This is a genomic window from Devosia sp. XGJD_8 (assembly GCF_046614475.1).
GTDB lineage: Bacteria > Pseudomonadota > Alphaproteobacteria > Rhizobiales > Devosiaceae > Devosia.
This window is the reverse complement of the sequence record NZ_JBKJHF010000003.1, coordinates 15,603-29,193: the sequence shown is the minus strand read 5'-3', so window position 1 is coordinate 29,193 and position 13,591 is coordinate 15,603. Positions and strand designations below refer to the sequence as shown.

General features: G+C 61.5%; 9 protein-coding genes and 1 pseudogene. 1 reads left to right on the top strand and 9 read right to left on the bottom strand.

The annotated features are described in order from the left end of the window. Window positions 1-25: 25 nt before the first annotated feature. From ACLI1C_RS18845 to ACLI1C_RS18805, 9 genes and pseudogenes are all read right to left on the bottom strand, one after another. Window positions 26-2,614, bottom strand: coding sequence for an MrcB family domain-containing protein (locus ACLI1C_RS18845; protein WP_411399109.1), 2,589 nt, complete (start codon window positions 2,612-2,614; stop codon window positions 26-28). 728 nt (window positions 2,615-3,342) lie between these two features. Then, window positions 3,343-3,723 (bottom strand): hypothetical protein, encoded by a 381-nt coding sequence (locus ACLI1C_RS18840; RefSeq protein ID WP_411399108.1) that lies wholly within the window; start codon window positions 3,721-3,723, stop codon window positions 3,343-3,345. Between the two features lie 10 nt (window positions 3,724-3,733). Next, window positions 3,734-6,607 (bottom strand): VapE domain-containing protein, encoded by a 2,874-nt coding sequence (locus ACLI1C_RS18835; RefSeq protein WP_411399107.1) that lies wholly within the window; start codon window positions 6,605-6,607, stop codon window positions 3,734-3,736. Beyond that, the gene (locus ACLI1C_RS18830; RefSeq protein WP_411399106.1) at window positions 6,607-6,759 is read right to left on the bottom strand and encodes a hypothetical protein; all 153 of its coding nucleotides are present in this window, start codon (window positions 6,757-6,759) and stop codon (window positions 6,607-6,609) included. The genes ACLI1C_RS18835 and ACLI1C_RS18830 overlap by 1 nt, the downstream gene beginning before the upstream one ends. A 119-nt stretch (window positions 6,760-6,878) precedes the next feature. Beyond that, window positions 6,879-7,136 carry a helix-turn-helix transcriptional regulator gene (locus tag ACLI1C_RS18825; RefSeq protein WP_411399105.1) on the bottom strand — a complete coding sequence of 86 codons (258 nt, stop codon included), beginning with the start codon at window positions 7,134-7,136 and terminating at the stop codon, window positions 6,879-6,881. An 87-nt stretch (window positions 7,137-7,223) separates the two neighbouring features. Then, on the bottom strand, window positions 7,224-8,003 hold the full coding sequence (locus tag ACLI1C_RS18820) for a hypothetical protein (protein ID WP_411399104.1): 780 nt from the start codon (window positions 8,001-8,003) through the stop codon (window positions 7,224-7,226). Further along, complete coding sequence (locus tag ACLI1C_RS18815) at window positions 8,000-9,172, bottom strand: tyrosine-type recombinase/integrase (protein WP_411399103.1); 1,173 nt, start codon at window positions 9,170-9,172, stop codon at window positions 8,000-8,002. Before ACLI1C_RS18815 ends, ACLI1C_RS18820 begins: the two co-directional genes overlap by 4 nt. A gap of 256 nt (window positions 9,173-9,428) precedes the next feature. Next, the gene (locus tag ACLI1C_RS18810; protein WP_411399102.1) at window positions 9,429-9,857 is read right to left on the bottom strand and encodes an RrF2 family transcriptional regulator; all 429 of its coding nucleotides are present in this window, start codon (window positions 9,855-9,857) and stop codon (window positions 9,429-9,431) included. 850 nt (window positions 9,858-10,707) lie between these two features. After that, window positions 10,708-12,492: pseudogene (locus tag ACLI1C_RS18805) on the bottom strand (cation:proton antiporter); the annotation flags it as partial. A 260-nt stretch (window positions 12,493-12,752) separates the two neighbouring features. On the opposite strand from ACLI1C_RS18805, the gene ACLI1C_RS18800 reads away from it, so the two are divergent. After that, window positions 12,753-13,589 carry a transglutaminase-like domain-containing protein gene (locus ACLI1C_RS18800; RefSeq protein ID WP_411399101.1) on the top strand — a complete coding sequence of 279 codons (837 nt, stop codon included), beginning with the start codon at window positions 12,753-12,755 and terminating at the stop codon, window positions 13,587-13,589. The last annotated feature ends 2 nt before the right edge of the window (window positions 13,590-13,591 follow it).

Genomic DNA, 13,591 nt, shown 5'->3' with positions numbered 1-13,591 from the left:
AAGTAGATATTGCGGACGGGTATGGTCACGGCATTGGCGCGAGCAGCCGTTCGCGCCACTGCTCGGCCTGGGCAGGGTTGTCGAACCAATACTCTTCGAGCAGCGGATAAATCTCCGTCTCGACCACCCGGGTGTACCAGTTCAGCGAGTCTTCTGGAGCTTGTGCAGGGGTGAAGAAGCTATGCCCGATCCGAAAGCCGCGACCGAGATTGGTTGTGTCTGAGCCGATCGCTTCGTTGAGCTCAGCCATACGCGTTCGGATGGCGGCGACAAGAGTATTGGGGATGCCGCGCGAGCTGAGAACTTCCGCGAACTTCGGCTCAGAGAACATTGGGTCAACGTTCATGAAAGCGAACCTGCGACGCAGGGCATAGTCGACCAATGACAGAGATCGGTCCGCGGTGTTCATCATGCCGATGATAAAGAGGTTGTCCGGAACGTAGAACTTTCCGTCGCCTGGCTTGGCATAGGCGAGGCGCGTAGACCATTCCGCCCCCCGCTTGTCCGCTTCGATCAACAACATCAACTCACCAAAAATCTTGGAAAGGTTACCGCGATTGATTTCGTCGATCACCAGCACATGAGGTTTGTCAGGCGCTGACAAAGCTTTGTCCCGAAACCGATAGAATGTACCGTCCTGCAGCTCGAATGCGCCTGACCCGTTCGGCCTGTAACCCTGGACAAAATCCTCATAGCTGTAGGATTGGTGGAACTGGACCGTTTCGACCCGATCGGAATCCTTTGCCCCGATCAAAGCGTAGGCAAGCCGCTTGGCTACGAACGACTTTCCAACTCCCGGTGCGCCTTGCAAGATGAGGTTCTTCTTTGCGCGCCACGTGCTGAGATATTGCTCGAAGACCTCGCGCGGCATGAATAGGTCTTCCAGAGCGTCATCGACAGTGAATGGCTGTAGGGTCACGTCAGCCGGCTCGGGCGGCTCTACAGTCATCGTCGTCTCCCGCACTGCACTTGCTTCCTCATAGGCCTGGAGGGCCACCTCGAGCTGGCTGAGAACCTCGGTGTCGCTCGGCAGGCGAGAAGTCTCGAGAGCCCAGTTCATGATTGTCCCAGCTTCGTAGTTTCGAGCAGCGCCTGTTAGTGAACGCAGGTCGATTTCACTGTTCAAGGTGAAGTGGTCCTCGACCAGGCCAGCAATCCTCGGTCGTGTCGATTGCCCCACTTGCTGCATGCGCTCCACCGCCGCTCGCTGCCCCAGATCCCGCACCAAATCGGTCATGCCTTGATTGAGAGTGAGATAGGTAGCAGACAGGTCCTCGGCGATCAGGAACACCAAATAGATGCCGCGCTGCGTGGACGTGGTCACGCGGCTATCCAGGAGCGCTATCCAGGGTGTTCGTGTCCAAGAACCCTGTCCCACGCTCATCTTGACCTCAATGGTCGGTCTGTTGAGCACAGGACGAGCAGCTTCGAGCCATTCACGCACCGCGCTCATGGCTTGTCGCAAGTCTTCATCTAAGCCAAAGGGACCCCGCCGCTTCTCCGAAAACACCGCAAAGAAGTGCTGCAGGCGTTCGGCAAACGAAACGACAGTCTCGGCCGTTGTCTCGTCATTTGACACAGCATGCTGCAACAAGGATGTCTCCTGTGGGCTTGACCAGTCGCGCAGAATCAACGGGCGAAATAGATCCGCCATCTGGGTTACGGAAACCTCTAAGTCAGCCTGATCCAGCTCGGCCGGCTCCACAAACCGGCTGATCGAACCGGCCGCGTTCTTGTGTCCGGCTGGCGATTGGAGGAAAGCGAGCCAGTCCTGCAAGCTATTCCATCGTGCTTGCGACCGGCTCAACCTGTGCTTCTCGAGAAAAAGCCAGCCACCGCTTCGGTCGATCGCCTGCGCGATCCCCGCTGCCTCAGTGCCATGCGCTTGGGGTAGGTTCTGGAAAACGATAGGTGCTGTTTCTCGAACCTTCGACTGCAGCGCTGGGGTGGAGAAATCACGGGGATGGACCGCTGCGCCGAACCCATATTCGAGACCGCGCTCAGAGACGATCATGAAGATCTGCGGATTACCCGCGAGCGTGTCAGCGTTCTCAGCCGGATAAACCGCAAACCAGAGATCTTTTGGCACATACCCGCGCACGCCAGCTTTCGGATGAAACCCTGAGGTTAGACGGACAGCAACGTCATCAGCATGTCCAAGCTGCCGTGCAGCTAACTCACCAAGGACCTCAAGTGCGGTATGCACCCGACCATAGGCGTTACGCTCTTCTTCAGTCAGGTCGGTGTAACGCGCACCACTGCCAGCCTTCTCCCGTGCGGACGCGATTAGTCCGATGTCCTGTGCAGTGATCTTCGCCTGCCCCGGTTCGTAGGCGTCGACCACTGCAAACCCAAGTTCTTCCAATTTATCAGCAACAACAGCCGGATCTGCTCGAAACTCACCCGGCTTCAATGCTCCTCGTCCTGGGTGTTGCTTCCCAACTGCCGCCGCAAGCACGGGTTCGGCGTCGTAGCGATTTCCATTTGGCGCTCGGAGGAGGGTCGGACTTTCACCGTAGCCATAGCGCTCGAGAAAGCTCTGTCGCCCAAGCTTATCGAATTCATCCATGGCCGCTTGCACGGCATCACGACTGGTAAGTAGCGCAAGTGACATGAATTTCCCCCAAGGAGAGAACTGTCACGACTGGGTGGAGGGCTGTCAACTGCTCACCCACGGCTCTGAGACAACTCCTTTATACGTGGGTACAGAGGTCGCTCAGGGTCCTTCCCCGGCATAAGACCTTCCGGGGGGTGCGCGGAGCCCCGGCTCCCGACAGTATTTAGGTCAGCATCGTTTACCGTTATGGTATAACATAAGCCCCCGCTTATCTAACTGAGGGGGGTCAGACGGTGCTCAGGGTGACATCTGAGGGTGGATCGCTCAGGTCTCGGGGGTCAGACTGATTACCCCCCTCAAACGGCAAATCCCCCTCCAATTTTTTCGGTTTTTCGCAGCTAGGAGGAAAATGGTCAACGTAGCACGCGTAGCACGGGGTAGAGGGGGGTGCTACGTGACCCTGCTACGCTGGAGACCCCAGCATATCCGGGCCTTTCCCCGGTTTCGTAGCACACGTAGCACCCTTTTCCCTATATAGGACAACAACTCAATAGAAACTGTGTGGTAATGGGATACCACACGGAATCCGGGGCGCGTAGAATGCTATATGGGGGTGTGTGCTACGTGGTGCTACGTTGGAGCCCCCCGGTGAGCCTCAAACCCCAAGGAATCCGGGCGTAGCAGGCCCCCCGTAGCACCCCCCGTAGCACCCCCCCTCCATCGGCAAGAAAAAACCCCCGCAGGTTATGCGAGGGTCGAGGATCGTGCCACGGTATGAAAAGCGCTCAGTAGAGGAGAGGGTGAGCCAAGGCCGGGAAGCACTGGAAAACGTACTGCTTATGCGAAACCACCGACGACCCATCGGTCAGGATCACTGTGAAATGCTCGTTAGAAGTGGGGTGGTCTTGGACTTTTCGGACATCACCCACGGGCACCCAATAGTCATCCTCTTTCTCTGGGTTCACCAAGAGCATCGTGAACTGGTGGGCGTTGGCCGCCCCTGTGTAGAGGTTGAAGTCATCGGCATCGAGCTGGTGTTCCGTGCCGTCGTCCATGACTGCGACGGGGGTTTCTTCGAGCCCACGGTCTTCCGGGTTCGTGTAGCGGAACCGAGCGACTTTCGCCGCGTCGATCCATTCGTGCTTGAGCGTGTAGGAGAGGGTCATGCTTGGTCCTTTAGACTAGGTTGTCGATCTCCTCGTCCGGGTCTTCCGGGCCGAGGTCTTCATCAGTGAAGCCGTAGTTGTCAGCGAACTCGGCTTCCTTGAAGTCGGGTGCCTGGACGATGACGAAGCCCCGGTCGAGGTCTTCTGGGCTCGCGCCGATGCGGTGGAACCATGTGGTCGCCTTGCCCTTCCAGCGGCGGTATCGCTTGCCTTCGTGGCCCTTCTCCCAACCAGACAGGTTTTGGACCGCGAGGGTCAGAGCGTTGCCGTGCAGGCCGTTCTTGATCGGCCAGTCGAGGCCAACAGCGGCGGCGGCGTCCGAGGACCGGAAGACCTGCCGGACAACCCATGTGTCCTCCGGGCTCTGGCCTTTCTGAGCGAACTCGGCCGGGTTGATGTCGTAGCCGTTGGCGAACTCCACGAGGTTGACAGGGTGGTCGAAGTGCTCGGCAAGCTCGGCCGTCCAGTCCTCGTCCATGGCCTTCTGACGCACACCCTCTTGATGGTGCTTGGCTTCGGCCTCTGCCGAGCCGGTGAGCATCAGGGGCAGGTCTTCGTGCTGCACGCGGGGGTACATCGCCCGCATCGCGCTATACAGCTCCAGAGCCTCGGCCCAGAGCTGTGGAAGCTCCTCGGCCAGCTTGCCGGTGTCGATGGTCCGGGTGGTCACATGAAGCGGCCAGAAGCGACGGTTGCCCGTGCGATCCTTGAGGTAGATGTCCTCATTGGTCGTGCCCCAGAAGACCGACTGGCGCTTGATCACCGAGACCTCTCGGGCATAGGCCATGCGAACGGTGTCCTCCTGCCTAGACAGGAACGCCTTGGCGTCGGTGACCTCGGATTTGTTCTGGGCGGCCATTTCCGGCAGCTCATTGCCCCACTTACCCGAGATCGCCTCGGCCACCTTCTGGACATCGCCCAGATCGCACGCCACTTCGCCGAACCACCGGCTGGTGTAGAGGGTGCGAATGAAGGTGGACTTGCGGATGCCCTGATCACCTTGCAGGACCGGCGCGTAGTCGAACTTGGTGCCGGGCTCATAGATGCGGGCCACCGAGGCGATCAGGACCAGCTTGGCCGTCTCGCGGGCATAGGGTGTGTCGGCCAGACCGAGATAGTCCACGAACGGGCCCTCGACCCGTGCCTGACCATCCCACTCCTCGGCTTCGAGGTAGTTCTTGATAGGGTGGTAGCGGTTGCGCATGGCGGCGAGGATCACGCCATCGGCGATATCCCGCTTAGCGACCGTGGAAAGGCCGTAGCCGACCTTCCCTGCCCCGTTGGGCGTAGCGAGGATCGCGCGGATCGTGGCGTGCCCCATCTGCGTCCAGCGGTCGCCCCAGAGCTTGTCCTGACAGATCAGGGTGGGGATATTGTCTGACCGGCTGGCGATGTTGTCGAACACGCGCACGACGCCCGTGAACTCATCCCACCGGAGCTTCCCGTAGAAGCGCGGGTCGTTATAGAGGATCGCGGCCACGTTGTGGACCGACGACACAACATCGCCGTTCTTGTTGACCTCCAGCTCCTCGCCGAACCACGTCTTGGCCTTGGGGTTTTTCCCCTTGCCCGGCTTCTTCGCCTTGGGCTTGTCCTTCGGCGGTTCGTCGGCGTCGGCCGGGCCGAGATCGGCCTCGCTGAAGCCCCACTCATCGTCGGCCGTGGTGTCGGGCTCTGGCTGGGCTTCGTCCGTGTACTCGGAGCGCAGGTCTTCCTCGACCTCCTCCTCGCCGTCCTCGAAATCCTCGTCCCCGACTTCGCTGTCATCGAGAATCGCGCCCAGATCGTAGCGGCTCTTCGTCCGTTCGGCCCGATAGCGCTCGTCCGTCTCCACGAACTCGCGCATGCGCTTGGACGAGGGCCGGTCCATCATCGAGACCTTGGCCTCATAGACGCTCTCATCGAGCATGCCGAACTTGTGGATGCGGTAGAGGTCCCACGCATTGACCAGTTGCTCGCCAACCGGGTCAGTGCCGTGGTGGGAATAGAGGAACCGGCCGTTGTCCTCGACCACCGCGCCGTTGGCGGCAGAGCCGCCCGTATAGGTGTAGCGGGGCTTCGCACCGTGCTCGGTACGGTCGTCATAGATGTCGGACAGGAACTCGGCGATCAGATCCTCGATAGGCCACGCCCGGCACCAGTCGCCGATGACGCCCGGCTTCAGCCATGGGTCCTCGGCCTTGTCGGCGTGCTTGCGGATGCCCTCTTCGCCCTTGTAGAGCGGCAGGGCAGACAGGTCGCGATAGTCCCCGTGGTTCTCTTCATACCAAGCGAACATCTCGTCAGGGTCGATGACCGAGCCCTGATTGTGAAGGAACTGGTAGGGCTGATCCTTGGAGATCGTCGGCAGGAACATCATCTGCGCGCGACGGCTCGAAACCACGTCCACCTGTTCCATGGGCTGCTGCTCATAGTCGATGCGGAACGAGATGATTCGGCAGAGGGGCATCCACTCGTCCGGCTGGACGAAGCGGGCCATCGGCATGATGACGCGGTAGCGGGGCTTTTCCTCGGTCGAGGAGCGGGTAGACAGGACGACGCACTCATAGCTCGCGAGCCAGTGGATGCCACTCTCCATGTCGGGGAAGAAGCTCTCCCACGGGTAGTCCATGTCGAACGAGGCCACGTCGCGCGGCTTGACGCTGCGCAGATTGCGGGTGCCGCCTTCGCACTGAGCGCCGGAAATCCAGCCATTGATCGACTTGAGATGGAGCTGCTCATCGCGGCTCATCTTCAGGTAGACCTTGTGCTTCTCATTGGTCTTCGTCGGCTTGCCGAGGAGCTGGCGCAGAGTCAGCCATGAGCCTTTTTTATTGGTCGCTTTGCCCAGATTTGCGCCGCGACCTTCGGCCCACGAGAGCATACGGTTGTTGTGATTCGCCATTAGACCAGACCCCTCCCAAGCTCGAATAGAAGAGCCTTGAGATGGGCGATAGAGACCGGGCGATCTATGGATTTCCGCCAGCAGGCAACGGTACTATATTTGGTGTCCGTCAGCTCGGCGACCAGTTCAATCGTCAACTGGTAGTCGTTCATGTCGGCGAGAAGGGTCTCCGTGCGCCACTCAATAGAGTGCCAGCACGGGTCGTCGTGCGGAGGGAAGATCATGGTAATGCTCGGTGGGTAAAGTTCGCTGAGTGCGCTGCGGCGCTCAGTTATTGGGGAGGGCGTGTAACGACCTCGGCTCGAAACCGAATATACGCGTCCAACCAGGACTTCGGCATTGCAGAGCAGCGCTCTCCGATTTTGATCAGTGGGGGTAGTTCACCACTGCTGATCATTTCGTAGATCTTGCCACGAGAGATACGTAGCAAGAGCTGGACGTCCTTCACTCGATACTGAGCACCGGCGGGATCGATGTCCGACCAAGGGACAGGTGTTTTGCAAGTCGTGGCCACGGTGGTTGTCTCCATTGCTGTTCATCGTTGGTTGATGACGTCCAGCATGGGGTGTCCGAGGCCGTGTGGCTAAGGGAACAATATCCCGCTTTTTCTGGTGCTTTATTCCCCTTGACGAAGGGCGCGGGCGTACTGGAGACGAAGGCGTTGGTAGAGAGGCCGCTGTTCAAGTCCGTGCCCTTCGGGGGGATATCCGGCTTCGCGCGCGTTTTTTATGCGTGACGCCAATGCAGCCGACTCTGTAACGAGCTCCAGAATTTTCAGGATTCTAAAGTTTCTTGCGCCGGCAAGATCTCCTGCCATTGGGACATGCTTAGCGTCCAAGAGCAGCAAGCCCTCTTTACGGGCCCGGTGTTGCAAGGCTTTCAAAAGGGCCTTAAAGAAACGGACGGTTGAACCATCGCCATTGTTTCCAGGTTGCTCGTAAGTCGTGGGCGGCTCACCCGCCCCGATTTCAAAGGCTGCCGCGAACAAGGCCAGAGCTCGAACGTCGAATTCAGCAGTCCAAGTACCTGCGGGACGCCCACGGCGGTTTTGCCGCGTCGTCCTAAGCCACGACTTCGTTTCCGTCGCCCATGCGCTCAGCGGTGCCGCAATTGGCGGCGGCTCATCGTATTCCCGCTGGTAACGTTCATCTGCCAGATATTCGTCGATGACCGCTACAACGCGATCTAGCAGTTCCAAACGCTTCACCGGGTACAGTACTGGGAATGTGTCCGTAAGGGTTGGCCAAGCTAATTCGTTGATCGCCGCTTTCAAGCGGTCTCTGCACACATGGGCACGGAGCGGAATCTCGGTGGCGAGGATGACACTTTCAAGCTCGTCATCGGAAAGCACGATGAGAGGCTTCGGCTCCATTAAGGCGGCTTCTGAAATGATCATCCGGTCGCAAGCTCCCTATTTGCCGGCGAGGCAAAATCTGACCAGTCCGTCATTAGGTCCCGCCGCTTTTCTAGCAAGTCACCTCGCCTATAAGCGGCCTCGGCAGCATTCTTAATGGTGTGCGCAAGCGCCATCTCCGCCACCTCATTGGGATAAGACGTCTGCTCGGCCACCCAGTCGCGGAAGCTGCTTCGAAATCCATGGGCAGTCACCTCAACACCCATCCGGCGCAAGGCCATGGCCAGCGCCATTGAAGACAGCGGCTTGCCCTCTCTCTGACCTGGGAACACGTAACGTTCATCATTCTTGTCCGACACGGTCCTCAACACTTCCATCGCCTGGGGCGATAGAGGGACGCGGTGTTGCCTACCGCCCTTCATGCGGGCAGCGGGGATGGTCCAAACCTGAGTGATGAGGTCGACCTCGCTCCACTCGGCATTCAGCACCTCGCCTGATCTTGCCGCGGTTAGAATGGCAAATTCCAATGCCCGAGCAGCGACTGCTGGCCGATCGCGCAATGACGCCATAAAGCTCGGGAGCTCGTCGTAGGGCAGGGCCTTGTGATGCCCTCGGCTCAGCTTCCTGCGTGACGGAAGAACGTCAGCGAGATGGTTTCTCCAAAGTGCCGGGTTCTCCCCCGTTCGCAGACCCCGAACTTTGGCTGAGGCAAGTACGCGCTCAATGCGGCCCCGCAGCCGAGATGCCGTTTCCGGCTTTTTCGTCCAAATCGGTTTTAGGATGCTGAGAACGTGCTCAGTGTCCACTTGGGCAATGGGTGTGTCCCAGATCGTGGTGCAGTAGGTCTTGAGAGTGGATGACCATTGAGCGATGTGCTTGGCATTGCGCCATTCAGACTTGTTGAGATCGACATAGTCCTCGGCACATTCGCCAAAGGTCTGCAGCTTTGGCTTCTCCGCCTTTTTCACCTCTAATGGATTTTGGCCTGTTGCCAGGACTGTCCGAGCGGCCTGGGCGAACTCTCGAGCTTGCTTGAGAGTAACCGTTTGCGCGGACCCAAGCCCCATCTCGGTTGGCTTCCCGTTCCAGCGAAACAGGAAGACCCAGCGTTTCCCACCATTGGCTGAGATGGAGAGGTAAAGCCCCCCACCATCCGAATGCCGCCCCGGTTTGGCCAGAGAAGCCACACCGATCGCGCTGAGCTTGTTCAACTGCCTGGCCATGTTGTGCCCTATCATCTGCCCTATCAAGAGGTGGCGATGTTAGCGATCGACACTGGACGTTGGTAGACGGTCACGAGCTGGTGGTCAACGCAAGTCCCTAACAAATATGGAGATTTTGGACGGCTCTGGATGTCGCTGGACAAGTCGCCGAAGTGGTTTGGCGGACTCTCTCTCCGCCACTTCCACTCGCATTACCGTACAGTAGCGCCACCCACACGGCCGGGTGCCGCAGATCGGCTTCTGGCTAGACCGGCAGATCTTCGAGGCGGAGGGAGTCGGCCAGGCTGGTCTGGTCCAGCACGGCGCGCGTCGCCAGGGTTACCCGCTCGAAGACATGCCGGATTTCGCAGGAGGCTTCCTCGCGGCAGTCTTCGCATTTGCGATAGGCGATCTTGGAGAGGCAGGGGAGCGGTGCGATCGGGCCGTCGATGAGCCGCAGCACCTCGCCATACATGATCTGCTCGGGCGCCTTGAGCAGGACATAGCCGCCGGCCCGGCCGCGCCGGCTGTCGACGAAGCCGGCCCGCTTGAGTTCGAGCAGGATCTGCTCGAGGAATTTCTTGGGGATCGACTGTTCCTTGGAAATCTCGCCGATCATCATGCTCTCGCCCCGGCCGACCCGGGCAAGCGAGACCAGTGCGCGCAAGGCATATTTGGCTTTTTGCGAAATCATCTGCCCAGACTACTCCCGGCCGGTCCTAGGATTTCGGTTCGGGAACCACCGGGGGCACCGTACCGGGCGGCTGTTCGGCAGCAGGCTTCGGTTCGGGCTCGGGCGCTGCCTCGGGCTCAGCCTCAGGCTTCGGTTCGGGCTCGGGCGCTGCCTCGGGCTCAGCCTCAGGCTCGGGCTCGGAACTGGGCTCGGATGCCGGTTCAACTACAGCAACGGGCGCAGCCTCCGCTTCGGCTTCACCCTCCGACGACGGCGCGACGTCGGCATCAGCTGCCGCAGCCGGCTCAGAAGCTGACACAGCCTGTTCTGGCGCCGGCTCGGGGGGCGCGATGCCGCCTTCGCTGGTTTCGTCGGACTGCTGCTCGGCCAGCTCTTCGGCCGCGGTGGCGGGGGTCTCGGCCGGCGCCTCTGCGGCTTCCTGGGGCGCAGTGGGCGCCGCGTCGGAGCTCGCTGGCGGTACGACCTCGTCGATGGCGGCCGGCGCCTCGCCCACTTCCGGGGTGGCGCTGACGCTTTCCAGGTCTGCGGGTGCGCTGTCCTCCGCTTCGGCCGCTGGCGGTGGCATGGCGATGACGGCGGGTGGCGAGGCCGCTTCGACGGCCTCGATGATCACGGGGTCGGCGGCCAGGTCCGAGACCGGCTGAGCCTCGGATTGTGGCGCATCGGCAGGCGCCGGCTCCGCCTCGACGAAGGTCACCGCTTCCGCAGCATCGGCGACGGCTACGGCCACGATTGGCGCAGCAGGCGTGGCGGCGGCCTTTTCGAGCAGGTTCTCGGCAGGCGGGAAGCGCGGCTCCGTTGGCACGGCATCGGGCGCCTTGTCCTCGCCCCGCTCGCCGCGCAGCCAGGCCAGCAGGCCCAGGCCGATCTCGCGCTCGCCGCGGATCACCACATCGGCGCCCAGGCCCCGCAAGTGGGTCTCTTCCTCCTCGGAATAGGCGCGCGCCATGATGCGGACCTGCGGGTTGAGCTTGCGCCCGGATTCGCAGACCGTGCCGGCCTCATAGCCATTGGCGATGGCGACCAGCAGGGTGCGGGCCTGGGCCAGGTTGGCCAGCTGCAGCACCTGGGGGCTGGCGGCATTGCCGAACACCACTTCGAGCCCCGCCTGGCGGGCGGCGGCCACGTCGTGGTCGGAATCCTCGATGACGACCAGGGGCGAATCGGTGCGCTTGAGGCCCTCGGCCACGATGCGGCCGACCTGCCCATAGCCAACCAGCACGACATGGTCGGTCTGCTTGCTGGGCTCGACAGTATCATCGTCCGCTCCCGGCGCGCCGCTGTCGACGGCGCCCTGGCTCGGCATGTCGGTGGTGATCGGGCCGGTGGCGGCGGCGCTTGGTTCCATCGGCTCGATCCGCTCGCCTTCGGCGGCGCCCCGGTCTGCCCGGCGCAGGGCCGCCCGGGCTTCGAGGCGTGGCTTCATCAGGTCGAGGCTCCAGAACACGACCGGATTGAGCACGATGGAGATCAGCGCGCCGGCCAGGATCAGGTCCTGCCCTTCGGGCGGCAGGATGGCCAGGGCCACGCCCATGCCGGCCAGGATGAAGGAGAATTCGCCGATCTGGGCCAGCGAGGCCGAGATGGTGAGCGCCGTGGCCACGGGTCGCTTGAACAGCAGCACGATGGCGAAGGCTGCCAGCGACTTGCCGATGATGATGATGAAGACCGTGGCCAGCACGGGCAGTGGATTGGTGATGATGATCGAGGGATCGAACAGCATGCCGACCGAGACGAAAAACAGCACGGCAAAGGCGTCGCGCAGCGGCAGGGTCTCCTGCGCCGCGCGATGCGACAGCTCGCTTTCCGACAGGATCATGCCGGCAAAGAAGGCGCCGAGCGCCAGCGACACGCCGAACAGCACGGCCGAGCCCAGCGCCATGCCGAGGGCTATGGCCAACACGGCCAGCCGGAACAGTTCGCGGCTGCCGGTATAGGCGGTGCCGTGCAGCGCCCAGGGAATGATGCGGCGCCCCACCACCAGCATGAAGCCGACAAAGGCAGCGATCTTGACCAGGGTCAGCGCCAGCACACCCCAGATGCCGACCGGACCGCCGATGATCCGTTCGACGAAAGAGACGAAAGGATCGTGGATGCCGGTATCGGTGCCGTTGAGGCTGGCAATGGCGGGGACCAGCACCAGCGCCAGCACCATGGCCAGGTCTTCCACGATCAGCCAGCCCACGGCGATGCGGCCGCGCTCGGTTTCGATCAGGCGCCGGTCCTGCAGGGCCTTGAGCAGCACCACGGTGGAGGCTACCGACAGGGCCAGCCCGAACAGCAGGCCGGCGCCGACGCTCCAGCCCATCAGCAGCGCCAGGGCCAGTCCGAGCAGGGTGGCAAAGCCGATCTGCGCCAGCGCACCCGGAATGGCCAGCGCCCGGACGCTCAGCAGGTCCTTGAGGGAGAAATGCAGGCCCACCCCGAACATCAGCAGGATGACGCCCAGTTCGGCCAGTTCGGCGCCCAGGGCCTGGTCGGCAATGAAGCCAGGCGTGTGCGGGCCGACGAGAATGCCGGCGAACAGATAGCCCACCAGCGGGGGCAGCCTCAGCCGGTTGGCGATCATGCCGAAGATATAGGCCAGCACCAGACCCGCGACGATCGTTGAGATCAGGGGTGTGTCGTGGTGCATGATGCCTCCGCCGTTAATCGCGACCCGGAATGAATGATGAAATACTCTAGCGAGATGATGGGGTATGCGCTACCGATGCGCAAGCGTCGATGACACCCGAAACATCAGCAATCTTGCCCACTTGGCCGAGCCGCGCAGTCCAGACTGATTGCAGCGAGGCAAGTTTGTCATAGTTGTGGCGCTATGGTCGATCAGACGGAAGTGAAGGGAACCTCGCGCCCGTCACCTGTGTTGTGGCAAGCTAGGCGAACGGGGCAAACATGCGATTTTCAGTAGGATGCGAGATCGGTTATGACGTGGCGGATCAGGCCACGCTGATCTTCAATATCGAGGCGATGCGCGGGGGCCGACAGCGGGTCCTGCGGGAAGAGCTGACGATGACGCCGGGCCTTGCCGCCGACGAGAAGACGGCGGAAGAAAGCGGCAACCGCTATCTGCGGCTGACCGCGACGCAGGGCCAGATCCAGATCCGCTATGCTGCCGAGATCGAGCTGGACCCCATCCACCAGCAGCCCGAAGCGGTGGGCGAGGTGCCCGTCGCCAAGCTGCCGCTCGAAACGCTGCCCTTTCTCAATCCGTCGCGCTACTGCCCGTCCGACCAGCTGGCGCGCTTTGCCAATCGCGAATTCGGCAATATCGAGCCGGGATTTGGCCGGGTCGTCGAAATCTGCAACTGGATCAATTCGGAAGTCGACTACCTGTTCGGCACCAGCGACACCACGACCACGGCTGCCGACACCTTCTCGCTGCGCGCCGGCGTCTGCCGCGACTTCGCCCATCTGGGTATTACCTTCTGCCGTGCCCTGGGCATCCCGGCACGCTTTGTCTCCTGCTACGCCTGGCAGCTGGAGCCGCAGGATTTCCACGCGGTGTTCGAAGCCTATCTGGGTGACCGCTGGTACCTGTTCGATGCCACGCGCATGGCGGCACTCGATGGCATGGTACGGATCGGCTGCGGCCGCGACGCTGCCGACACGGCCTTTGCCACCATCTATGGCCAGGTCATGCCGCTGCCGATCAAGGTGTGGAGCCAGGCGCTGGATGGCAGTACGGCCGACCAGTGGACCACCGATGCGGTGAGCCTGTCGCGCAGCTGAGG

What these genes read in the sequence shown, in the direction of transcription:
- ACLI1C_RS18810 (WP_411399102.1), bottom strand. Translation starts at nt 9,857, where the DNA reads ATGATTTCGCAAAAAGCCAAATATGCCTTGCGCGCACTGGTCTCGCTT.
- ACLI1C_RS18825 (WP_411399105.1), bottom strand. Translation starts at nt 7,136, where the DNA reads ATGGAGACAACCACCGTGGCCACGACTTGCAAAACACCTGTCCCTTGG.
- ACLI1C_RS18840 (WP_411399108.1), bottom strand. Translation starts at nt 3,723, where the DNA reads ATGACCCTCTCCTACACGCTCAAGCACGAATGGATCGACGCGGCGAAA.
- ACLI1C_RS18845 (WP_411399109.1), bottom strand. Translation starts at nt 2,614, where the DNA reads ATGTCACTTGCGCTACTTACCAGTCGTGATGCCGTGCAAGCGGCCATG.
- ACLI1C_RS18820 (WP_411399104.1), bottom strand. Translation starts at nt 8,003, where the DNA reads ATGATCATTTCAGAAGCCGCCTTAATGGAGCCGAAGCCTCTCATCGTG.
- ACLI1C_RS18835 (WP_411399107.1), bottom strand. Translation starts at nt 6,607, where the DNA reads ATGGCGAATCACAACAACCGTATGCTCTCGTGGGCCGAAGGTCGCGGC.
- ACLI1C_RS18830 (WP_411399106.1), bottom strand. Translation starts at nt 6,759, where the DNA reads ATGAACGACTACCAGTTGACGATTGAACTGGTCGCCGAGCTGACGGAC.
- ACLI1C_RS18800 (WP_411399101.1), top strand. Translation starts at nt 12,753, where the DNA reads ATGCGATTTTCAGTAGGATGCGAGATCGGTTATGACGTGGCGGATCAG.